This is a genomic window from Clostridium manihotivorum (genome assembly GCF_004015185.1).
Classification (GTDB): domain Bacteria; phylum Bacillota; class Clostridia; order Clostridiales; family Clostridiaceae; genus Clostridium_AR; species Clostridium_AR manihotivorum.
In genome coordinates this window covers 6,270,756-6,293,783 of record NZ_CP025746.1, presented here as the reverse complement: position 1 = coordinate 6,293,783, position 23,028 = coordinate 6,270,756, and the positions used below count along the sequence as shown (strand labels likewise).

19 protein-coding genes, 2 pseudogenes and 1 riboswitch are annotated in these 23,028 nt (G+C 31.6%); of the genes and pseudogenes, 14 read left to right on the top strand and 7 right to left on the bottom strand.

Annotation, left to right across the window (positions count from 1 at the left end; genetic code table 11):
* Nucleotides 1-331: 331 nt before the first annotated feature.
* The 5 genes and pseudogenes from C1I91_RS27640 to C1I91_RS27620 all read right to left on the bottom strand — a co-directional run.
* Entirely contained in the window at nucleotides 332-1,270 is a 939-nt protein-coding gene (locus C1I91_RS27640; protein WP_128215809.1) for an AEC family transporter, read from the bottom strand.
* Between the two features lie 148 nt (nucleotides 1,271-1,418).
* Complete coding sequence (locus C1I91_RS27635; RefSeq protein WP_128215808.1) at nucleotides 1,419-2,294, bottom strand: LysR family transcriptional regulator; 876 nt, start codon at nucleotides 2,292-2,294, stop codon at nucleotides 1,419-1,421.
* Between the two features lie 69 nt (nucleotides 2,295-2,363).
* On the bottom strand, nucleotides 2,364-3,068 hold the full coding sequence (locus tag C1I91_RS27630; protein WP_128215807.1) for a cyclic nucleotide-binding domain-containing protein: 705 nt from the start codon (nucleotides 3,066-3,068) through the stop codon (nucleotides 2,364-2,366).
* A 148-nt stretch (nucleotides 3,069-3,216) separates the two neighbouring features.
* Nucleotides 3,217-3,732: pseudogene (locus C1I91_RS27625) on the bottom strand (RNA-guided endonuclease InsQ/TnpB family protein); the annotation flags it as partial.
* Nucleotide 3,733: 1 nt separating this feature from the next.
* Nucleotides 3,734-4,246: pseudogene (locus C1I91_RS27620) on the bottom strand (IS607 family transposase); the annotation flags it as partial.
* A gap of 580 nt (nucleotides 4,247-4,826) precedes the next feature.
* Between C1I91_RS27620 and C1I91_RS27615 the strand changes: the two are divergent.
* The 8 genes from C1I91_RS27615 to thrB all read left to right on the top strand — a co-directional run bounded on the left by C1I91_RS27615 (nucleotide 4,827) and on the right by thrB (nucleotide 15,797).
* Nucleotides 4,827-5,252 carry a DMT family transporter gene (locus C1I91_RS27615; RefSeq protein ID WP_128215805.1) on the top strand — a complete coding sequence of 142 codons (426 nt, stop codon included), beginning with the start codon at nucleotides 4,827-4,829 and terminating at the stop codon, nucleotides 5,250-5,252.
* Between the two features lie 12 nt (nucleotides 5,253-5,264).
* Nucleotides 5,265-5,729 carry a DMT family transporter gene (locus tag C1I91_RS27610; RefSeq protein WP_128215804.1) on the top strand — a complete coding sequence of 155 codons (465 nt, stop codon included), beginning with the start codon at nucleotides 5,265-5,267 and terminating at the stop codon, nucleotides 5,727-5,729.
* A 388-nt stretch (nucleotides 5,730-6,117) separates the two neighbouring features.
* Nucleotides 6,118-8,025 (top strand): ABC-F family ATP-binding cassette domain-containing protein, encoded by a 1,908-nt coding sequence (locus C1I91_RS27605; RefSeq protein ID WP_128215803.1) that lies wholly within the window; start codon nucleotides 6,118-6,120, stop codon nucleotides 8,023-8,025.
* 559 nt (nucleotides 8,026-8,584) lie between these two features.
* Nucleotides 8,585-9,271 carry an ABC transporter ATP-binding protein gene (locus C1I91_RS27600; RefSeq protein WP_128215802.1) on the top strand — a complete coding sequence of 229 codons (687 nt, stop codon included), beginning with the start codon at nucleotides 8,585-8,587 and terminating at the stop codon, nucleotides 9,269-9,271.
* Complete coding sequence (locus tag C1I91_RS27595) at nucleotides 9,268-11,817, top strand: FtsX-like permease family protein (RefSeq protein WP_128215801.1); 2,550 nt, start codon at nucleotides 9,268-9,270, stop codon at nucleotides 11,815-11,817. The genes C1I91_RS27600 and C1I91_RS27595 overlap by 4 nt, the downstream gene beginning before the upstream one ends.
* Nucleotides 11,818-12,134: 317 nt before the next feature.
* Nucleotides 12,135-12,716 (top strand): hypothetical protein, encoded by a 582-nt coding sequence (locus C1I91_RS27590; RefSeq protein WP_128215800.1) that lies wholly within the window; start codon nucleotides 12,135-12,137, stop codon nucleotides 12,714-12,716.
* Nucleotides 12,717-13,172: 456 nt separating this feature from the next.
* A riboswitch (glycine riboswitch) is annotated at nucleotides 13,173-13,264 on the top strand.
* Nucleotides 13,265-13,419: 155 nt separating this feature from the next.
* On the top strand, nucleotides 13,420-14,901 hold the full coding sequence (thrC, locus tag C1I91_RS27585) for a threonine synthase (RefSeq protein WP_128215799.1): 1,482 nt from the start codon (nucleotides 13,420-13,422) through the stop codon (nucleotides 14,899-14,901).
* Between the two features lie 8 nt (nucleotides 14,902-14,909).
* On the top strand, nucleotides 14,910-15,797 hold the full coding sequence (thrB, locus tag C1I91_RS27580) for a homoserine kinase (RefSeq protein WP_128215798.1): 888 nt from the start codon (nucleotides 14,910-14,912) through the stop codon (nucleotides 15,795-15,797).
* Between the two features lie 514 nt (nucleotides 15,798-16,311).
* Here the strand turns inward: thrB and C1I91_RS29315 are convergent.
* Both C1I91_RS29315 and C1I91_RS29310 read right to left on the bottom strand, forming a co-directional pair.
* A complete protein-coding gene (locus C1I91_RS29315; RefSeq protein WP_238475899.1) occupies nucleotides 16,312-16,674 on the bottom strand; it encodes a hypothetical protein in 363 nt (120 codons plus the stop codon).
* A gap of 439 nt (nucleotides 16,675-17,113) precedes the next feature.
* Nucleotides 17,114-17,407: a hypothetical protein gene (locus tag C1I91_RS29310; protein ID WP_238475898.1), complete on the bottom strand. Its 294-nt coding sequence runs from the start codon at nucleotides 17,405-17,407 to the stop codon at nucleotides 17,114-17,116.
* A 245-nt stretch (nucleotides 17,408-17,652) separates the two neighbouring features.
* Here C1I91_RS29310 and C1I91_RS27565 point away from each other — a divergent pair, with 245 nt between their 5' ends.
* The 6 genes from C1I91_RS27565 (at nucleotide 17,653) to C1I91_RS27540 (ending at nucleotide 22,882) form a co-directional block, all read left to right on the top strand.
* Nucleotides 17,653-18,969, top strand: coding sequence for an aspartate kinase (locus tag C1I91_RS27565; RefSeq protein WP_128215797.1), 1,317 nt, complete (start codon nucleotides 17,653-17,655; stop codon nucleotides 18,967-18,969).
* A gap of 28 nt (nucleotides 18,970-18,997) precedes the next feature.
* A complete protein-coding gene (locus tag C1I91_RS27560) occupies nucleotides 18,998-20,293 on the top strand; it encodes a homoserine dehydrogenase (RefSeq protein ID WP_128215796.1) in 1,296 nt (431 codons plus the stop codon).
* A 498-nt stretch (nucleotides 20,294-20,791) separates the two neighbouring features.
* Complete coding sequence (locus tag C1I91_RS27555; protein WP_128215795.1) at nucleotides 20,792-21,289, top strand: hypothetical protein; 498 nt, start codon at nucleotides 20,792-20,794, stop codon at nucleotides 21,287-21,289.
* A 102-nt stretch (nucleotides 21,290-21,391) separates the two neighbouring features.
* Nucleotides 21,392-21,730, top strand: a complete 339-nt coding sequence (locus C1I91_RS27550) for an arsenate reductase family protein (protein WP_128215794.1) — start codon at nucleotides 21,392-21,394, stop codon at nucleotides 21,728-21,730.
* A 300-nt stretch (nucleotides 21,731-22,030) separates the two neighbouring features.
* Nucleotides 22,031-22,348 (top strand): hypothetical protein, encoded by a 318-nt coding sequence (locus C1I91_RS27545; protein WP_128215793.1) that lies wholly within the window; start codon nucleotides 22,031-22,033, stop codon nucleotides 22,346-22,348.
* Between the two features lie 105 nt (nucleotides 22,349-22,453).
* Nucleotides 22,454-22,882, top strand: a complete 429-nt coding sequence (locus C1I91_RS27540; protein WP_128215792.1) for a hypothetical protein — start codon at nucleotides 22,454-22,456, stop codon at nucleotides 22,880-22,882.
* Nucleotides 22,883-23,028: the final 146 nt, after the last annotated feature.

The window sequence follows — 23,028 nt, the reverse complement described above, 5'->3', positions numbered from 1 at the left end:
AAATAATTGGTTAAAGGTTGGAGATTACGCCTGACTATTCTTCTAATATCATAATAGGTGTACGAAAAATCACTAATGCATAGCAGCATTAGTGATTTTTTATTCTTTAGTAGATTATATTTTAGATAAGGTTTTTGATAAGTATGCTTAGATGGCTTAAATGCATATATAGGAAAAAGAATAAAAAAGAGAGATTATGTCGCCTGCCAGAATTTCTTCACATACGTTTAGAAAAGGCAGATGCGCAAAAAAATTAGCTAAAGAAGGTCGCTTTAGCTAATTTTTATTCTTTAATAAATTACGGTTCAGATAAAGTTTTTGATAAGTATGCTTACAACAATATCATATAAAATGGTATAAATATTATACTGAGCAAAGTTGTTGTGACAGTCATAAGGCTAGCGTATTTGTGATTGGCTCCAAAACTTTTTGCTACAATAGCTGTATTTGTCATCACTGGCATTGCCGCTTGTATTATAAAGACTTTTTTCATTAGAGTAGGTATAGGGAAGTATAAACACAACAAAAATACCAATAATGGAGATATTAAAAACCTTCCAATGAACAAAGCTATCATATCTTTATTTATTTTAATATCTTTAAAGTCTACGGAATGCATTGTTATACCTATAAAGAGCATGGATAGTGGAGTGGTAAGTCCACCTACATATTTGCAAGTATCCATAACAAACCTTGGTGGTGTAACATTTATCATAATCAATATTAGAGCTAATATAAATCCCATCAATGGAGGAGAAACTATCCTTTTTAGTGTTGCTAGTGAAAAAATACTGCTTTTTTTACTGCTTATTCCGTCTTTGCTTATATCATAAACACCTAAGGTCCAGAAGAAGGTTGTGTTAGCTATGTAATAAAGCAATACATAAGGTACACTAGATTCTCCGAATAGTGCTAGGTTTACAGGTAGTCCAACAAAGATAGAACTTGAAACAAAGAACATGGAACGGAAAGTTCCGGCACTTTTTTCATCTATCTTTAAGGTCTTAGAAGTTAATATTGCTATAAAATACCCTGCAGCCATAGAAACAAAAGGTATAATAAGTCCACTTCCTAAATGGATAAGTTTATCTTTAGTAAAGTTATTCATAAGATCAACTAACATAAGGCAAGGTAGAGCTATGTTACAAACAAGCTTAGAAAAGATTTTAGAAGCTTCTTCGTTTAGCCAGCCTTTAGAGGTTAATAGATAACCAATAAAAATCATTATAACGATGCTTAGAATACTTTGTAATGCATTAAAAAAAACCATGATGCGCCCCCGAAAGTAAATAATTAAATTCCTTCGGTTATTATAACAAAATAAAATGTATAAGAAAAATACTTAATAATTAATAAGTTCATACATAAATGAGTATAAATTTAACTGAATAGCAAACAATCGATGCTATTATATAATTTTAAATATATCCTAGTTTAAAGATATCTAAGAATCTTTTTGCAGGAGCAGATAAATATCTATCCTTAATCCAAATGATACCGGTTTTTGTAACTAAAGAAGGCTCATTTATATCTTTAAACATTAGATTCGCATTTGGCACTAAACCGATCCAGTCCTTTGGAACAATAGCTACTCCCATGCCTTTATTTGCCCAAGTTAAAATAGATCTAGTGTCTTCTATCTTGCAGAATATGTTTGGCTCAAAACCAGCATTTTCACAGGCTTCAACTATGTTTTGTTCAAATCTTCTAGTTACTAGCAGAGGCTTGTTCTCTAATTCACTTATAGATATTTCTTTTACATTTTCATCCCAATATATCTTTTCACGAGTGGCTGCTACCATTGGTGCGCTTTCTAAGTATATAGATTCAAAGCCTTCAGAGTCTACAGGGGTACGGATTATTCCTATTTCTATAACACCATCTGTTAGAAGCTTTAATATGTCCTTCGTATCCCCTTCTCTTATATCAAAGGTTATGCCTGGATATTTATCATAAAAGTTCATTACCCTGTTAAGTAATAAGGTATCACCTTCGGAGGATATGGTTCCAATAGATAAGGTTCCGTTAAGTCCATCCTTTATATCCTTTAGTTCTTTAAGGGTAGTATCCATAAGCTCAATCATTTGCTCGCAACGATTTTTTAGTATTTGTCCTGCACTAGTAATTTGAAACTTTCTAGTGTTTCTTTCTATTAGCTTGACACCAAGCTCATCCTCAAGCATCTTCAGCTGCTGGCTTAAGTGAGGTTGGGCAATATGTAGTTTCTTTGAGGCTTTCGTTATATTTCCCTGCTTAACTATTTCAAGAAAATATGTCAGTTGCTTAAAGTCCATTTATATGTATTCCTTTCTGCTTAGCAATAGGTGTTTTATTTTCATATAACCTATTTACTCATAAATAAATTATTCATACAAGTCTCCTGCAAGGTCTTCTAATTTTTCATAGTCTAATATAATTAAGGAATTACCATCCTTAGCGATAATCTTTTGTTCGCATAGTTTGTTTATAACTCTAAGTAGATGTCTATAGCTTGTTCCTAAGAGCTCTGCAACCTCAGTAAATTTCTCAGCTACAATTCCCTTAAGGCTAGTAGATATATCTTCTTCACTAGATAAGGCTAGTATATAACTTGCAAGTCTATTTTCTAAGGGGTAAAGAAGGTTTATAGAGTTTGATACTGCAGAGGTTGCTAGTTTTTCTGCTAAGGTCTTACAGATATGACCTAAGAAGACAGCATCATCTTTAGCTTTATTTCTTATTATGTCTATTGGTATAGCTATAAAAGTACAGCTGTGTACAGCCTCTACGTTGCAATTGGCGGTACACCCGCTTATAAACTCAAGGTCGCCCATTACCATAAGCGGATTATAGAACCGTAAAAGAAGAGATTTACCGTTTTTCAGCAAGGTATAAACCTTGCACTTACCCTTTACTAAAAAGTAAAAGTAGTCAATTTCTTCATTTGATTTATAAATAAGCTCACCCTTATCAAATAATCGCAGCTCCATATATGGAGTCATATCATTATTAAAGTATGAGTCTATATCATGTAGGGTTTTAAATCTTTCTAACAGTAATTTATCGTTTATTTTATTTATAAAAAGCACCGTTACATAAAATCTACTATTTAGAGATTTATTCCTTATTCAACGCAACCTGTTTTGTCATAAGACTACTCCAGTTTGATATGTTGCTCCAAAGGCTTAAAATCCTGCGTAACGCACAGTACATATCAGCACTATCTTGTTAGTGATATTATGCTGATTTTTTATACCTTGAAAGATTTATTGACGCATTTTTGTCCCTATCCATCCGAGCATTACATGATGGACAAACAAAAACTCTGTCTTTAAGTTTTAAATCTTTCTTTATTACTCCACAACAAGAACAAGTTTTGCTTGAAGGATAAAACCTATCTGCTTTTACAAATTCAATGCCATTAAATTTACTTTTATATTCTAAGATACTAATAAACTTATGGAAACATTGTTCTTGTATAGCCTTTGATAAGTGTTTATTTTTAAGCATACCCTTTACATTTAAATCTTCAACAACTATTCTGCTTGGCTTGGTTTTCACTATTGTAGTTGTTGTTTGATGAATATGATTTAAACGTATATTTGAAAGCCTTCTTTGAATAAGTTTTAATTCTCTTTCGAGTTTTTTAATATTATTAGTTTTAGTAAATTTATAACGGTTTTCACCTTCCTTTCCTATTGGAATTTTTCCATCTTCATATTTTCTTGAAACTTGTTTCTGCTTTCTTTTTAAAATCCTCAACTAATTCCTGTTCTTCTGTTTTTTCAGTGTTATCTATGATTTCGATATCAGTCCCATACTTATTACATAGATTTTCTATTATTTCAAACCCAAATCTCAGCAACCTATCTTTATATAGAATCACTATCTTTTCAACTTCTGAATTGGTTATCATATCCACCAATTGATTTAATCCTTTTTTATCGTAATTTATTCCACTTCCTATATCAGTAATAACATTAAATGAGTACCCTTTAGCAATCATGTATGTTTTAACATTTTCAACTTGTCTTGATAAATCATCTTTTTGTTTATTACTTGATACTCTACAATATCCAATTACTTTTCTAGTTCTCTTAACAAGTGGCACTTGCAAAACTTGATTAATTTGTTGTTCAGAATAATAACGGTGTCCACCTTCTGTTATATGATGTGGTTTTAACTTTCCTTCATTATCCCACAATCTTAAAGTTTGAATACTTTTTTCCACTAATTTTGAGAATTGACCAATTGTATAATACTTCATGCTATCACCTCTTTACACATATTATGACAACATAAAACTAACAATATTCCAATATATTTTAGTGGGTTTTAGTAGGTGTTTTAAAACTGTTGTATGCCTCCATAAGGAATGGATAACGTGATATAACTCTATTTTTTAGTTAAGTATATTAACAAAAGCTATTTATAACTGACTTACATTTATAGTATCCATATATATTATAGACAATTAGTATAAAGAAAAAAATCGTTAATGAGAATTTAGTTGTTATTTTTTCAATTGTTATCGAATTAATATATACAACCCAGTTATGAGATACATTTTTCAAGCATAATTGCTGCTTGATGAGGTGATAATTTTTTATTATTAATTTTTATAGAGTTATAACTTCAGTTCTAAATTTATATCTTTAAATTATCCTCTCAAGAGCCAGAGAGACTTTAAAAATACTTTCCGAGTTTAATTGGTGCATATTTATATCTATAGTTAATGAGATCTAAGATTGAAAAAATCCATAAAGGTGACATATGTCATATAAGATATTAGCTTATTTTGATATCTTATCTATAGAGGTACAAATAATAATATTTTGGAGGGACATATGTATAAAATTTTTACAGTCATTATAGGCTTCATAATAACCATAATGGTTAGTTTTAATAGTGAACTTCAATCACATGTAGGAAATAATCTTTCATTGGTAATCATTCATATGGTCGGACTTATAAGTGTAATAGTAGTTATGTTAGTGAAAAAAGAAAGTTTTTCTATGAAGCTTAAGGGCATACCTATCTATATTCTATCTGCAGGTATAATAGGGGTTTTTGTGGTACTAATAAATAACATGACCTTTTCTACTGTAGGAGCATCTTTATCTATATCTTTAGGGATGTTAGGACAGCTTACTGCTGCCACCATCATAGACCAGTTTGGATTGTTTGGAATGAAAAGATATGGCTTCGAAAAGAAAAAGATAATAGGATTTGCATTTATTATTCTTGGAATAGTTGTTATGACTTTATATTAAAGGGGGATTAAGATGTTTTATATTTTGCTTTCAGTAATAGGCGGCGCCTTCGTTACCTTATCTATGATAATCAATGGTAACCTAGGAGAAAGGATAGGAGGACTTAAAGGAACTCTTATAAATTATATAACAGGGCTATCTTTTGCGGTAGTATTATTCCTAGTAGCAAAGTTAACAGGAAATACCTTGAGTATAGATAGAAGTAATATTGCTGGGATACCAGCGTATGCATTCTTTGGAGGGATGTTAGGGGTTTGCGTAATAGTACTATCCAATAAAGTTATTCCAAAGATACCAGCTATATATTCCATGGTTTTAATGTTTGTTGGACAACTTATAATGGGGATGGTTATAGATTATTTCAGCTTTAATAAATTTTCTGTAGGAAAGCTTATAGGTTCTGTATTTATAATATTAGGGTTACTCTACAACTTTAATGTTGATAAGAAAACTTCAAAAAAGGTTGTAGAAAATTAGTTTTAATTAAAGTCTGGCATCAGCTGTAGTAGAGTGAGGTGCTAGACTTTTTATTATATAGGGAACCTTACATGAAATAAAAAGATTTTAGTAAAGTATAACTAAGTAGAAATTATTTTTTTGGTGCTAAGGTATAAAGACTCTAAAATACAAACTTATAACTTTATTTAAATATATATTTATAAAAACATATAATTATATAAATATATAGTATTCATGCGCCTTTCAAGGTAATACCATTTGAAAAGCTAGAGCACATAGGCTATAATCAGAGGGTATGAATAATGCAGGCTTAAATGCTTAAAAGCTTAGTGTAATTAAAGTATAGAGTAACGTAGCTTTTTAAGTGTATGGTCATAAGGTTATTCAAGAAGAAAGGAATTTATAGATGAATCTTTTAACCATAGAGAACGTATCAAAAAGTTATAGTGAAAAGAAACTTTTTAATAATATAAGCTTTGGAATAAATGAAGGAGATAAGATTGGTATCATTGGAGTAAATGGTACTGGTAAGACTACCTTCTTAAAAGTAGTATCTGGTGTAGAGGTGCCTGATGAAGGAAAAATAGTTAAGGGAAATTCGGTAAGGGTTGAATACCTTTCACAAAGTCCTGATTTTGATCCTGAATCAACAGTACTTGAGCAGATATTTAGAGGTGATACTCCTCTTATGAAGCTTATAAGACAGTATGAAAAAACGATGGAAAGCCACAGTGCAGCTCCTGAAGAAATAATGAAGCTTACAAGTCAAATGGATAGTATGAATGCTTGGAGCATAGAGAGTGATGCGAAGGCTATACTTAATAAGCTTGGAGTTTCTGATTTCAATGCAAAGGTAGGTAACCTTTCAGGAGGACAAAGAAAGAGAATAGCATTGGCTGCAGTACTTATAAGCCCTTGTGATCTACTTATACTTGATGAGCCCACAAACCACTTAGATAATGACACTATAGACTGGTTGGAACAATATTTAAATAAAAGAAAAGGCGCTCTTCTTATGATAACTCATGATAGATACTTCTTAGACAGAGTTGTTAATGAGATCATAGAATTAGATAAGGGAAATTTATATACTTATAAGGGTAACTATAGTGATTTCCTTGAGAAAAAGGTAGAACGTGAGGAAATGGAGCTTGCCAGTGAGAAGAAAAGACAAAATCTTTTAAGAAAAGAACTGGCTTGGATTAGAAGAGGGGCTAAAGCAAGAAGTACTAAGCAAAAGGCTAGAATAGATAGATTTGAAGAATTAAGTGAGCAAAAGTTAGATATAGACAACTCAAAGGTGGAAATATCAGTAGCAAGCACTCGTTTAGGTAAAAAGGTAATAGAGATAAATAATATAAGTAAATCCTTCGGAGAAAGAAAGCTTATAGATGACTTTAGCTATATTGTGCTTAGAGATGACAGAGTTGGTATAATAGGACCTAATGGTATGGGAAAGTCAACGCTTATAAACATGATAAGTGGTAAGTTAAAGCCAGACAGTGGTGATATTGAGGTAGGAGAAACTGTTAAGATAGGAGTATTCTCTCAAGAGACTTATCATATGGATAATAGTTTAAGAGTTATTGACTATATAAAAGAGGGCTCTGAGTTTATATCAAACGAAGAAGGGTATAAACTGAGTGCATCGCAAATGCTTGAAAGATTTAAGTTCCCACCAGCAGAGCAGTGGACACCAATTGCAAAGCTATCTGGAGGAGAAAAGAGAAGACTATATCTTCTAAGAGTGCTTATGGAAGCTCCCAATATACTTATATTAGATGAGCCTACCAATGACTTAGATATAGAGACTCTAACAATCCTTGAAGATTACCTAGATGAGTTTCCAGGAGCAGTTATATCAGTGTCCCATGATAGGTATTTCTTAGATAGAATGGCAACTAAGATTTTTTCTTTTGAAGGAGACGGAAAGGTAGTTCAGTATACAGGTAACTATACAGACTATAAGGAAGATAACAGACAAAAAGATATCAACAGTGCTGAAGAAAAAACTAAGAAGACTGTTGATAAAAAAGCTGAAGCTGTGGATAACAATCAGGCTAAGAAGAAGGAAAGACCATTAAAGTTCTCTTTTAAAGAACAAAGAGAGTACGATGAAATTGATGATGTTATAGCTGGCATAGAAGAAAAGATTAGTGATTTAGAAGCTAAGATTAATGAAGCAAGCACTAATTACTCTCTGCTTCAAGAGCTTATAGCTGAGAAGGAAGAAACCGAAAAGCTTTTGGAAGAGAAAATGGATAGATGGGTTTATCTTAACGATCTTGCTGATAAGATAAATTCCAATAAGTAGAATATAGAAATAGAGACTAGTAATAATGCATATGAATGTTGCGTTGTTGCTAGTTTTTTTACTTTCCAAGAGAGTATAAGAATTTTTATTAGCTAAGCCTAGTAATATGAAAGGGTCAGAGTAGCTATTTAGGCTGAACATTAAAAAAGAAACTGCATTGGACTGCCAGATTTTCTTCATATGCATTAGGAAAAGCACATGCACAAAAAAATCATTAAATTAGGTAGCCTTAGTGAATCTTCTACTTTTAAGAAAAATATAGAACTCTTAATTTGATATAAGGTGAATCCTTGAAATAAAACAGGATAAGCATTACTACAAACGATTACACGACTGTAAGGTAAATTAACAAACAAAATAATGAATAAATGAGATATTTTACAATATAGGGAGTTGGATATATAATTCCACTAAAGATTAATTGTGTTGCCTATAAGTTGGAGTATTTAAAGAGGCCCTCCCATGATAGGCATTTTTATAGATTAATAAGCTTTTTGAAAGCAATATTAGAAGGTTACTAATATTAACAAGAAAGTAAAGATTATTAGGGGGATATACGGTGGAGTATGTATTAGAGGCTGAAAATATATGCAAGTCTATAGGCAGTGGAGAGGAAAGAATAGATATTTTAAAAAATATAAATCTCTATATTAAAGAAAATGAGTATGTAGCTATAATGGGGCCTAGCGGAAGTGGTAAGAGTACTTTGCTTAGCATTATTTCTTGTATAGACAAACAGAGTTCAGGTAAGGTACGTATAAATGGGGTTAATATAAGAACTCTTAGCAGAAATGAATTAACTGAATTTAGAAATGAAAATATAGGGATAGTTTTTCAAGCTTTTAATCTAATCCCGGTGTTAAATGCTGAAGAAAACATAGAAACGCCACTATTCTTTTCCAAAAAGAAGATTGATGTGAAAGCAAAAGTTGATGAATTAATAGCTGTTGTTGGGTTAGAACACAGGAGAAAATCATTTCCTAAGCAGTTATCAGGTGGGGAGCAGCAGAGAATAGCTATAGCAAGAGCCTTGGCTGGAGAACCTAAAATACTATTTGCAGATGAGCCAACTGGTGCTTTGGATAGTAAGAGTAGTGGGCTAGTTTTAGATATATTTGATGAGTTTAGAAAAAAATATAATATGGCTATAGTAGTTATAACTCATGATATTAAGGTAGCTAAAAGAGCAGATAGAATAGTACATATTATAGACGGACAAATATATGAAGGAGAGCTGCTAGAATGATAACTGCAAAAATGCTTTTTAGGACATATAACTTAAAGACCTGGAGACAAAATAAGTTTCAGATTTTCTTAAGCATCTTTGCTATAGCTATTGCTGTAGCTATATTGATCTCTCTTAGGAGTATAATTTCATTTAATGGACAATACACCATTTCTAATTCTAGAAGTCTTAATGATGGTGATATAAATATAACTCTATCTAGTAATACAATAAGCGCAGATCAGTATAAACTTCTAGATAAAATGAAAGCTGAAGGCAAGCTATATTATGCTACTACCTATAAAATGCAGAACAACTTTATTCATAATGATATGAGTAGTGAGGTTGATGTGAAAATAATAGATCCTGATTATTATTCAGTTGACGAAAGAATTGGAAGATATAAAGATAAGCTTGCAAGTAAAAGTATATTAATCAACAAGACCCTTGCGGATAAGTTTAGTTTGAAAAGGGGAGATAGTATAGCTATTACACTTAAAAACTTTTCTCAAGAGGATTGTGAGTTTAAGATAGGTGATATTATTGATACCACAAATATGATGGATGAGAATGTATTTGGACTTATGATATTTAATAAAACTGATATTCCAGTTTATAAAGGATTTGATGTGAAGAAAATAGCCACCAATGTAAATATCAGCGTTAATAAGGATTATAGCATATCGGATATTGAAGGTGATCTGAAGAAAAGCTTTAAAGCTGGAGATAAGTTTTCAACCTCTGAGCAGCTTATAAAATCAACTAAAGATCTTAGAGATAGAGAAGAAAAAGCCCTAGGACTAATTGAGATGGTTGTAACCTTAATAACTGGAGCTGGAATAGGAGTTACTATATGTATTCTTACACTTAAAAGGAAAAAAGATTACGTTCTACTAGCTATCTATGGAATGAATGATAAACTGCTTAAAGATGTAATACTTTATGAAACTTTTATTATAGCCGCAATAGGCAATGTTATTGGAATAGCATTAAGTATTATGATAACTGGAGTTATTGAAAGAAGTATTTTTAGGGAGCTTGGAGTGGTTTCAATAGTATCCAGTTTGCTGCTAGCTGTTTTTGTTACCTTTATATTTACTATGCTTCAGACTTTGACTTTTACTATAATTCCTATATATATAAGCAAAAGAATTAACCTGAATTCTATCCTGCGCCAGGAAACAGAAAGACTTAAGTTAGATGAAAACCTTGCTACGCTTGGGCTAATTATGCTGATTATGCTTGTAATTAGTATATCTATTTATATAGGCTCTTTAGATCTGGGAGGAATGTATACTATTGGTTTGTTGATAGTAACAGCTATTTTTTACACCATATCTTTTGGAATAATAGGTACAATAAAAAAGCTTAAACTTACAAAAAACAAAACCTTCGTTTTAGCCTTTAGGAGTATAGAGAGACAAAATATTAAGTTTTCGGCCTGTGTTACAGCTTTGATTTTGACCTTGGTATTGTGTGGAACCATTATTAATTTATCTTACTACATCATACCTAAAGCCACTACACAATTCACTGAGGATAATGGGTATAATTTAACCTTGAATACAAGTATTGATGAAAGTAACATAGCTTATACTGAAGAAACGCTAAATAAAGAAAAAGAAGTTGTAGGATATGCAAAGGAAATTGTTACAAATGCTAAACTAGTAGACCGCAATGGCAAGCATTTGCAGGATATTGTTGAGAATAGCAGACGTTATCCAGAAGTAAAAGCAGCCCTTTTAGAAAACTACAATAATACCAAGCTCAATGCTATTGATGTAAGTAAAAACCTAATAAAGCACAAGCCTCTTATAGGACGATGGCTTGATAATAAAGATAAGAATAATAACTATATAGTTCTAGGAAATAATTTTTCCAGCGAAAAATTTATGGTAGGCGATAAAATAAGTATTGATATTCAAGGTAAAAAGCTTGATTTCACTATAATTGGAATAATGGATAAAAGCCAGTTTGGAGACGACTGGGCGACTTACGTAGACATAGCTTCCATAAAAGGTGTCACTTTAAATGAAACTAATAGTAAACTTAATTATTTAATAAAATGTAATAGTAATGATGAAAAAAACTTAAATTATTCTTTGTCCAAGAAACTAAAGGGTGTGGTGATTATAAGTGAAAAAGATAAATATAATAGTTTAACTGCTCTTTTGAAGCAGATGACTTACGCATTTATATGTATAAGCTGCATAAGTATATTTTCAGCTTTTTGCCTTGTAGCTAACATTTTAATCATGGTAAATTTCGATAGGATAAAGGAGTTTTTGATGCTTAATATATTAGGTGCAAAGATTAGAGATATAAAGAAAATAAGTATTATAGAGAGCTTGATAACCGGTGGTTTAGCAGGAGTAATAGGAATTTTATCAGCTGAAGCTTTGAATTTTATAATAACAAGGTATGTATTTGATAGTAGATATTCACCTAGTTACAAAATAGATTTAGCTATGTTTGGTGTGGCTATATTAGTGGTGTTGGCCTCATCCTTAAGCGTAATAAGCAGTATGGAGCTTGAAAAACATAGTTCTTTATTGAGAGTTGATTGAGGATGATAGCATATCTATATAGCTATTCCTACGTAGATGTTTGATTTCATTAACATTTATAATGTTAAGCTCGCTATGGAGAACATGATTTTAATAATCTGTGAAATTTATTTGTAATAATGGAAATATATTGTATGATAGTTGTAATATATTTATTGAGATATCTTTAATATAAAAGAAGTATTTATTTTGTATTAAGTTATGTATAGTATCTATATAAATATGTAAAACAAGCATTAGACTTGAATAAAATGTGTTTTTAATAAGTTTTATAACTACGTTAATAAAGAATATATTCGTAAAATTTAGGAGGAAGTATGACGAGCATTATTATACTGATTGTACTATTATTCTATGTATATATATTGATAAGAGAAATAAGAGTATTTAATAATAGGGTATTAAATAGAGCTCTTATAAGAGAGTATTGGTTTGAGTATAGAAGTGATAGAGTAGGTGATATAGTTTGGGGGATAATTGCTGGATTTTTAGTTTTTATAAAGTTTGCACTGAGGGTTTTAAAAAGTAAAACTTCATATCAAGATACAAGTACTACATTTGGATTATTTGAAAGCTTTTTTGTGCCTCAATCTTTTTATTCTTTTCAGTTTGTAGTGGCCTCAATTATGATGATTTCATTTTTATTTATGGAAGTTAAGGCCAAGCTAAGAACTAATGTGATAGGAAAAGAGGGGATACTGGCAGAGGATGGAGCCTTTGTTGAATGGCATAATATTATAGACATTAAGGAATCAGACTCTTCAAAATCTGCTTTAGATAAGATTATAGAAGTTGAGACCTATGGAATAAAGAAAAAGATAATAAAGCTTGTAGTACCAAGTACTCAATTAAAGTCTACTATTGAAACTATGAGAGCGGCTTTGGCTGAGTCTAAATAAGAAAAAGGTGGTATTTTTAAATATTTATAGGTATATACAAATATGTAACTATGAGTTGTTAGAGCTACATTCTAATCTATATAAATAATTTGAAGCTAAGATCTTGGGCTTTAGTAGCAGAATAACTTACAACACATATACTGAAATATACATTTAAGCTGTCCGCCTATAAGATATGTCAATTTTATAGATAACCTCTAGCTTTTATTACTACTTATATATCTTTAATCTAGTAAGGTTGCATATCTATTCTACAAATATCATTAACAATTTTTAAGTATGTGCCGCTTCAGTCCGAAAATATAAATTTTATTATGAAGTGGCCATCTACAGAAGCTTATGTGGATATCAAAAGGTTTTAGAAAGATAATTTTATTGACTTATTAGAATATTTTGATATATAATTACTATAATTTTATAGATTCGTATGAAGATAGCGGGATTAAAACCGTTATTGGACGAACCTCTGGAGAGACTCAAAGGAGCACCGAAGGGGAAAGCTACAAAGATGTAGTGAAACTCTCAGGTAAAAGGACAGGGGATTTTGATAATATATTTGTTTAGCTATATTTTAAGCTTATTAAGCTTTATTTTGGTTACATGAATATCAAAAGCCGTATTTCCAGAGACTAAGTTTAAACCTAGTCTCTTTTTTCATATTTTTAAGTATTTTTAAAAGAAATAAATTTAAGGGGGCATGTATGTGTTTTATAAAAGTACAAGAGGGAATGAAAATCTAGTAACTGCTTCGGAGGCTATAATTAGGGGAATAGCTGAAGATGGAGGGCTATTTGTACCAGAACTTTTTCCAAAGATAGATAAGACCTTTGATGAACTTAAAAATCTAAATTATAAGGAACTAGCTTTTTATGTATTGAGTAAGTATTTTGATGATTTTTCAGCTGAAGAGCTTAAGGCTTGCATAGAAGGTGCTTACGATGAAAAGTTTGAGGATCCGGCTATAGCGCCATTAAAGTATTCTGCAGGAGCATACTTTTTAGAGCTTTTTCATGGGAAGACCTTAGCGTTTAAAGATATGGCACTTAGTATACTTCCTTACTTGGTAAAGATTGCAGCAAAAAGACTTGATATCAATAAAGAGATAGTCATACTTACAGCTACTTCTGGTGATACCGGCAAAGCAGCTTTAGAAGGCTTTGCAAAGGTTAAAGGAACTAAGATAGTGGTATTTTACCCTAAGGAAGGGGTAAGTGAGATTCAAAAAAGACAGATGATTACACAAGAGGGAGAGAACACCTTTGTAGTAGGTATTGAGGGGAACTTTGATGATGCGCAAAACGGAGTAAAGACTATATTTGGGGATTCGGATTTCAATAAGCTTTTAGATGAGAATGGATATATGTTATCATCTGCTAATTCTATAAACATAGGAAGGCTTATACCTCAAATAGTTTATTATGTTTATGCTTATGTGACTTTACTGAAGGATGAAAAAGTTAAAGCTGGAGAGAAGATAAATGTTGTAGTACCTACTGGTAATTTTGGTAACATATTAGCGGCCTTCTATGCTAAAAATATGGGACTTCCTATAGATAAACTTATATGTGCATCTAACGAGAATAAGGTTCTTACTGATTTCATAAATACAGGAGTTTACGATAAAAATAGAGATTTTGTAATAACCAATTCTCCTTCCATGGATATATTGATATCTAGTAATCTAGAGAGATTTTTATATGAAATAAGCGGGAAAAACTCAGATTTTATAAATGAGTTAATGGAGCAGTTAAGAACTGAGGGAAGGTATGAAATAAACTCAGAGATGAAAGAAAGATTAGAGGAGCTATATGGAGGCTTTGCTACTGAAGAAGAAACCATTGAAGCTATTAAAGAAGTATATGCTTCTTCAAAATATGTTTTAGATACCCATACTGCGGTTGCGTATAACGTATTTAGGAAATATGTAAGCACCACAAAGGATGATGCAGTGACTGTGATAGCTTCAACAGCTAGCCCTTTTAAGTTCCCAAGAAGTGTGAATGAAGCGCTTAGCTTTGAAGATAGCAAGGCTTCAGATTTTGAAATGGTAGAAAAGCTTTCTAAAGAGTTTAATATAAGAATTCCAAAAGGAATTGACAATCTAGAAAGTAAACCAATAATTCATACAACTACTTGTGATAAAGAAAACATGAAAAATGTAATAGAAGAATTTTTGAAATTGTAGGTGATTAGATGGTAGAAGTTAAGGTGCCTGCTACAAGTGCAAATATAGGACCTGGTTTTGATTGCCTTGGGTTAGCAGTAAAAAAGTATAATAGATTTGTTGTGGAAGAAATAGAAGAAGGCCTTGTCTTTGAAGGTTGTGAAGAAGAGTTTAAGAATGAAGAAAATCTTATATATGTTTCTATGAAGAAGTGCTTTGATAAATTAAACTACACTCCTACAGGTTTAAGCATAAAGATTGAGGGCGATATCCCTGTATCTAGAGGCCTTGGAAGTAGTGCTGCCTGCGTAGTTGGAGGAATACTAGCTGCTAATGGATTAACCGGGGGTACTCTCAGTGAAGAGGAAGTACTAAATCTTGCTGCAGAGATGGAAGGACATCCTGACAATATTACTCCTGCACTATATGGGGGAATAACTGTTTCAGTTACAGAAGAGGATAGAACTATATATAACAAGATAAATATAAAAGAAGATTTTAAGCTTTGTGCCTTAATACCAGATTTTAAACTCTCTACTGATAGGGCTAGGGCTGTATTGCCTAAAACTATAGATTATAAGCAAGGTGTTTATAATATAGGAAGAGTAGCGCTTATGATATCGGCTTTGTCTAGTGGAAATTTGGAATTATTAAAGATTGCATGTAAGGATAAGCTACATGAAGATTATAGAGCGCAACTAATAGAGAACTTTTATGATATAAAAGATAAATGCAGTGAATTTAATGCTCTATCCGTGTTTTTAAGTGGTGCAGGTCCCGCTATAATGGTTATGCTTAGAAAAGATGATACGAGTTTTTCTAATAATATAAAAAAATATTTAGATACTTTAAGAAATAGATGGGAAGTATTAGAGTTAGATATTGATAATGAAGGATCTCAGGTTACAATTTTATAAATTAAGCAATATTCTTTAGTATAATAGTCTCTCGGAATTATGAGTGATTATTATAGTCCTATCGGGGTAGCGTACATTAAAAAGTGAATATTATCCAAAGATTTACAGAGAATGTGGAATATTAATAAAAATGCGCATAACTAATAGACATAGCTGCCGCTATGTTTTAAAATAATTATGTATTGATTAAGCGGCTTGCAAAATCAATTTTTTGAGATCTGACTCAAAAGGCAGATCCCAGGCATTGAGATGTTGTAGCATCAAGATGTTATAGAGGCGGCAGTACCACATCTTAGTAGAGCGGTGTCTGCCGCTTTCTAATAGAAAGTCTATTTTTGTCGTTTATTAGAACGTTCTACGGAAGTTCTTGAATTATATTCTACTTTCCATTCTTTACTATACCTTGGTGGGATGTTTATCAATCTTGGATTATCTTTCATTGCCAGATGCACCGTTCTCCCGTATTTGGAATCAGAACAAGGGTGTTCGCAGGAACATCCATACTTTCTACTTGTTAGAGGACAATGGAATTTGATACGGTGTTTCTTTTTTCAACACCATCACGATTCATCTTACGGCCTGCTCTGCAGACGGGAATACCATCTTTACCAATGATAAAATCATCTTTATATTTAACTTTGATGCCACGTTTCTCATTCAAGTCAATAAACGGAGTTATTCCTTCTTGCTTGAAGTATTCATAAAATGGCATGGCATCATGAGCAGAGTCGAGAATAATTTTGTCTATTTTAAAGTCATGAAGTAAACTTTTCATGCGAAAAAACGCATGGAGAAATCCATGGGAGTCATGCCTTGAGGCTGGCCCAAACAAAGGGAATACTGGAAGATCACTATCAGAATCAGATGCAACAAACATGTAGAGATCATATCCATGATAAAAACAGTCTCTTGATGAATCCCAGCCGATGTCACAGTCAGGCTGAGAAAAGAATCTATCGCAAGTACAGTCAGTAATACCTTTGGAAATACAATCACATACACGGTGTTTTCGTTCTCTTGCAGAGGTAGCGACTGGTGTGCCATCACCTGCAAGAGCTAAGTTCTCTGTATTGATCAGTCCCTTTGTATAGAAAGATTAAGAAACTCATTTTATATAAATTAAAAAGGGAACTATAAGGTTGTTCATCACTTAAAAAAGATACTCCTTGTAATTCTTTTAATAGTTGTTCTACTGTTGTCTTTTCAACTGGATCAGCTTTTAAACCTTTCTTTTAGGTTTTTTTACAGAAGTTTTTAAAGGTTGTAACTGAGATGAAAGATTGTTATTATCAGAATCCCATAAGCGGCTAAAGAAGTCATAAAAAGTACCAACACCGAGTGTCGCCTACTTCAAATCCGCTCAATATAGCATAAAGAGGGTTGATCTTAAGTTGTGCAACCCAATCAGTTACTGAAGTAACTTTAAAATCAATAGATAAAAGATATGATCTATGCATACAAGAAGGATTTCTCGGCTTCGGACCGAAAATGGAATATTTATTTTTCAGATGTATTTCAGTATATGAGAGGTCTAGGTTCCAGAAACGATCAATGATATCCCAGGTAGAACGCGCGATAGCATCCGGATTAGGATAATATTTACGAAGCATTTCAACAACAAATTTTTGATAGGCGGAATGGCCGCCAGAGTAAACAGGTAACATTAAAAATCTCCTCCAATCGAAAAATATACCTTATATTTAAGGGGCGCGTAGCGCCGCATTTTTCGATATTTTTGTCAAGTGCTTTTAACAAAAAAGTGGGGGATTTCAATAAAAAAGGAATCTTTAAGCCAGATAAATCAAGGCTTAAAGATTCCGAGAGATTATTATATAAATAGGGGGAAAGTAATGAGATGAGTGATGTAGTTGTAGCTAAGTTTGGAGGAAGCTCGCTTGCTGATAGTGAGCAATTTCAAAAGGTTAGAAATATAGTTTTTGGAAATGATAAGAGAAGATATGTGGTGCCTTCAGCACCTGGGAAAAGATTTAAGAAGGATTATAAGATAACAGATCTATTGTATCTTTGCTATGAGCATGCAAAAAATGAGATATCCTTTGAAGATGTATTTAAGCATATAGAGGAAAGATATAAGACTTTAGCTTTAGAGCTTAACGTTGATGTAGATATACAAAGTCACTTAGAAGAAATAAAGCTTAAGATAGAGGAGGGCGCTTCTGCAGACTATACAGCAAGTAGAGGTGAATATTTAAATGGTCTTATATTAGCAGCTTTTTTAAACTATGAATTTGTAGATGCTGCTGAGGTAATAAAATTTAAACACTTTGGAACTTTAGACATGGCAGCAACAGAAATAGCCGTAAGAGAGAGGCTTAAAAATATAGATAAGGCTGTTATACCAGGATTTTATGGAGCTATTGATGGTAAGATAAAGACTTTTTCTAGAGGTGGTTCTGACATTACAGGAGCTATTATTGCCAGATGCACAAACGCTGAGTTGTATGAAAACTGGACTGATGTTTCAGGATTCTTGATGGCAGATCCTAATATTGTTGCAAATCCAAAGTCTATTGAAAATGTAACTTATAAAGAACTTAGAGAGTTGTCCTATATGGGGGCAAAAGTACTTCATGAGGAGAGTATTTTCCCTGTGAGAGATGTGGGAATCCCTATAAATATAAGAAATACAAACAGACCTGAAGATAAAGGAACCTTTATAGTAGATGAACAGAGAGTTCAAGCTTATGGGGATACCATAACTGGTATAGCTGGAAAGAAGGACTTTGTTGTAATTGCCATACAAAAAATGCTTATGAATCTTGAACAAGGCTTTTGCAGAAAGCTTTTAACAATACTTGAAAGCAACGGAGTTTCTTTTGAGAACATGCCTGCAGGAATAGACTCTGTTTCTTTAGTTATAGAAGAGTGCCAGGTAGGAGATAAGCTTGAAATAATATTAGAAGAGATTAAGAGACAATGCAATCCAGATACTATAGACGTTCATCCTAACATGGCTCTTATAGCTACTGTTGGTAAAGGCATGAATAGAACTAAAGGAGTTGCTACTAAGATATTTAAGAGTCTTTCCGAAGCTGAGGTCAATGTAAGAATGATTAACCAAGGGTCTAGTGAAATAAATGTAATAATAGGTGTTGAAAATGAAGATTTTGAAAATGCGTATAGGGCTATATACAGCGCTTTTGTAAAATAGAATATATAAAAAGGGGCGAAAAATAGATATGGAGAAAGTGAGAATAGCATTATTAGGCTTAGGTAATGTAGGTAAAGGTGTTTGGAAGATATTGAACACTAATAAAGAAGCGATTATGAAGAGGGCTGGTTATGATATAGAAATCGCAAAGATATTGGTAAGAGATAAAAATAAGTATAGAGATATAGAGGTGCCTCAAGAAGTTGTAACTACAAATGCTGAGGATATTTTTAATGATGATAGCATTAAGATAATTGTAGAGGTTATGGGGGGGTTAGAACCTGCGAAAGACTATATATTAAGAGCTATAAAGAATAAAAAGCATGTAGTTACAGCTAATAAGCTATTAATTGCCACTGATGGTAAGGAAATTTTTGAAGCAGCAGAGAAAAATGAAGTTATAGTAAACTTTGAAGCAAGTGTGGCTGGTGGAATACCAGTAATTCATGGTATAAACGAGAGCTTGACTGCCAATAAGATTGAAGAAGTAATTGGAATAATAAATGGTACTACAAATTATATCCTAACTAAGATGACTTTAGAAGGAATGGATTTCGAAGATGCACTTAAAGAGGCTCAAGAAAAAGGATATGCAGAAGCTGATCCCACTTCAGATGTAGAAAGTTATGATGCTGCATATAAGCTAGCTATCTTGACAACACTAGCCTTTGAGACAAATGTAGATGTAAATAATATCTATAGAGAAGGGATAACAAGGATAACTTCAAAAGATATAGAGTATGCTAAGGAATTAGGATATGTAATTAAACTCCTTGCTATAGTTAAAGAAGTTGATGACAAACTAGAGCTTAGAGTTCATCCAACAATGATTCCATCTATTCACCCATTAGCCAATGTCAATGACTCCTTTAACGCTATATTCATAAAGGGTAACGCAGTTGGAGATCTTATGCTTTATGGTAGAGGTGCCGGTGAGTTACCAACAGGTAGTGCAGTGGTAGGAGATATAATATCTGTATTAAGAAATGACGGAGAAAGAGCTAGCGTAGTTACTAGTAGATATGCAGATAAAGAAATAACTCCAATGGACAATGTAAGTGCAAAATATTATTTAAGAATAACCGTAAAGGATATGCCAGGAGTTTTGGGAGAGATAGCTACTATCTTTGGAGAAGAGCAGGTTAGTATAGCTTCCTTTATACAAAAGGCTAGAAGAGAGGATAAAGGGCTTGTATCTATAGTTATTGTTACTCACGATACTTTAGAAGGAAGAATAAATAAGTCTTTAGAAAAGATAAATGACTTAGAGATAATTAAAAAAGTAGAGAATGTCATAAGAATAGAAAAGCTTGGGTTGAAGTAATTATTTCAATAAAGCCTCTTAGTATATTAGAGTATTTACTAAGGGGCTTTATTGCTGTATAGTAATGTATTTTATTATTAAACATAGTATATTCTTTTAAAATGTCATATGAGATGTAAAGCAATTAAAAAATATAATGGGAAGGTACTAATTTTCAGAAAGAAAAATAACAAAAAGAATATTAGATTGTAAAAGTTATGGTTGTAGAAAATAATAAATTTTGATAAAAAAATTATATATATTGACAAAAAATATTTAATATGGAATATTAATTAAAAGGATAAAAGTTTAAATGTATAATAACAGTTAAGTACTTACAATATAAGGTAAGGACCTTATGGAAAGTACTTTTTGATAATTTAATTTTGCATGGATACTCATCTTGATATAAAGATAAAATAGTGTAACTCTTAGATTATAAATAAAGAAAATAATCCATATATACTTGGAGATAAAACAAATGCAAAAATTATAAAATAAACTTTAGGAGAGATAAATGTGAACCTTTATGAAAGGCTCAAGATTAGTAGAAGTATAGTAATTAGTATATTAATGTTAACATCTATTATGGCTTTAGTATATCCAATTTTAAAAAAGAGCCAAAAGGAAACCTTACAATATAAAACTGAAAAATTTTTTAATGACATAATAAATGAACAATATGATGAGGCTTTTAAATTTGTGGATTACAAGGAAAATAGCAAGCAAGACTTAGTTGAAGCTAAGGAAAATAAGAAGATAAAATGGATTAGTAGATTGAGAAGGCAGAGGGCTAATGGAGTAAGGATAGAGGCTTGCACTAAGGTTAAAATAGATAATACAGAGTATCCAGTAGGGACTGTTAGATTGATTGTAAATAAAAAAGGAATATTAGAAGAATATATAATTGGCGTAACTTATGTAAGGATTAACGATGGTTATAAGATAAGAAATATAAGTAAAATAGATGATAGCATACAAGAGGAAATTTGTGGAAGAATAGTAGAAACTTATTAGAATTTAAAGCACCTCTGGTTTCTGATAGGATAGTTTATAAATGTGAATTTTAGTATGAGATGATACATCCATATATAAAAAATCAATTCGGGGGAAAATTACGTGAATATTCAAATATACGGAGTGAAAAAGTGTTTTGATACAAAGAAAGCAGAAAGATACTTTAAGGAAAGAAAGATAAAATTTCAATTCATAGACTTAAATGTGGTTGGATTAGGAAAACGAGAACTGGAAAGTGTTAAAAACTCTGTTGGACTTAATAACTTAATAAATAAGGATTCTAAAGAGTATGAGAAATCAAACCTTCAGCATATAATAAATAATAGCGTTAAAGAAGAAATCCTATTAAAGAACCCTAGTCTATATCGGACCCCAATAGTGAGAAATGGTAAGCAGGCTACGGTAGGATATGAACCAAAGGTATGGGATACCTGGGAGTAGATTTATAGTTTATCATTAAATTTTAGATTAACGATTAGAGAAATATATTATGGAGTTAGAATGAAATATAAATATATATTATTAGGTTAAATAGTAATCATATAAGAGAGTTTTGGATGTAAACTTAAGACTATAAGAAGGCATATTAAATTGGTTTTGGGTAATAATAGTGTAAGTAGTAATAATTATATAAAATTAATAATGTTAAAATTGCAAGGACTTACATTTGTATTATAAACTTTAGGTATATCGCTATATAAAGTTCATAGTTAAATACCACTAAAGAAGCGGGTGAGTAATTTGGATAAGGTAGAAAGAAAGGTTGGATTAGGAACCTTTTCTCCATTAATATTGATATTATCTATAATCCTATCTTTTAGTTTTGGTAACAATATTGTAATAGGTGACCTTATATTAGATTCCATAGGCCTAAAGGCTTGGTCAGATGGACATACTGGAATACACTACACCCTGTTCTATACTTTATTAATGGTTGTATTAGCTTATTATGTTGGTGACAAGTACGAGGAACATTTATGGGCTAGAGCTGGAAAGAATTCTTCTATATTTATACTTGCTCTCTTGACACTAGTAATAATACTTGGATTAGTTTATTAATAATTACTGTAGTACAAAATTATACCTTAATAATTAATAACTTGTGTCACTATTTGAATTATTAACCGTACTATAATTGAAGTGCTTTTTGTGTGGTGATTAAATTTGAAAAATGGAAGATTCAAAGCTATTATTATTTTAATGTTGATTGTAATTTCATGCAATTTACTAGGATGTAATTCAAAAGAAAAAGAAATGGATTTTATTAAGATTAAGAATATTACTATGGATAAAATAGATAAAGTAGAATTGTCTTATACTGGTGTAAGTACTAGAGTTTTATCTAAGGATGAGGTACAAGCTTTGGTTAAAATTATTAATACTTCAGGAGATGAAGTGCAGCAGTACGATGGTCCTAATCCTAAAGGGGTTACGGATACACTAGACGTGTATTTAAAGTCTAAAAACTGTTTTAGCATGTGCCCTTGTAGAGATGGATATATATTATTCTCTGGTGAAAAAAGCTATATGATTTCGCAACCTCAGTATAACGATTTTATAAAGAATATGCTTAATAGTAAAGGTAAGGTTTAACAGTAATACAAACCTTACCTTTTTTGCTATCTAGGAAAGTATATAATTTTTTAATATCTAAATCTAGCAATATCGAGGGGTTAGAGATACTATTTAGAATAAATAGTAAAAAAATAAATCATATTCGCCTGCTAGATTTTGCTCAT

Coding starts and splice junctions, on each gene's coding strand:
- C1I91_RS27640 (WP_128215809.1), bottom strand. CDS start 1,270: ATGGTTTTTTTTAATGCATTACAAAGTATTCTAAGCATCGTTATAATG.
- C1I91_RS27635 (WP_128215808.1), bottom strand. CDS start 2,294: ATGGACTTTAAGCAACTGACATATTTTCTTGAAATAGTTAAGCAGGGA.
- C1I91_RS27615 (WP_128215805.1), top strand. CDS start 4,827: ATGTATAAAATTTTTACAGTCATTATAGGCTTCATAATAACCATAATG.
- C1I91_RS27610 (WP_128215804.1), top strand. CDS start 5,265: ATGTTTTATATTTTGCTTTCAGTAATAGGCGGCGCCTTCGTTACCTTA.
- C1I91_RS27605 (WP_128215803.1), top strand. CDS start 6,118: ATGAATCTTTTAACCATAGAGAACGTATCAAAAAGTTATAGTGAAAAG.
- C1I91_RS27595 (WP_128215801.1), top strand. CDS start 9,268: ATGATAACTGCAAAAATGCTTTTTAGGACATATAACTTAAAGACCTGG.
- C1I91_RS27590 (WP_128215800.1), top strand. CDS start 12,135: ATGACGAGCATTATTATACTGATTGTACTATTATTCTATGTATATATA.
- thrB (WP_128215798.1), top strand. CDS start 14,910: ATGGTAGAAGTTAAGGTGCCTGCTACAAGTGCAAATATAGGACCTGGT.
- C1I91_RS29315 (WP_238475899.1), bottom strand. CDS start 16,674: ATGTTTGTTGCATCTGATTCTGATAGTGATCTTCCAGTATTCCCTTTG.
- C1I91_RS29310 (WP_238475898.1), bottom strand. CDS start 17,407: ATGCTTCGTAAATATTATCCTAATCCGGATGCTATCGCGCGTTCTACC.
- C1I91_RS27565 (WP_128215797.1), top strand. CDS start 17,653: ATGAGTGATGTAGTTGTAGCTAAGTTTGGAGGAAGCTCGCTTGCTGAT.
- C1I91_RS27560 (WP_128215796.1), top strand. CDS start 18,998: ATGGAGAAAGTGAGAATAGCATTATTAGGCTTAGGTAATGTAGGTAAA.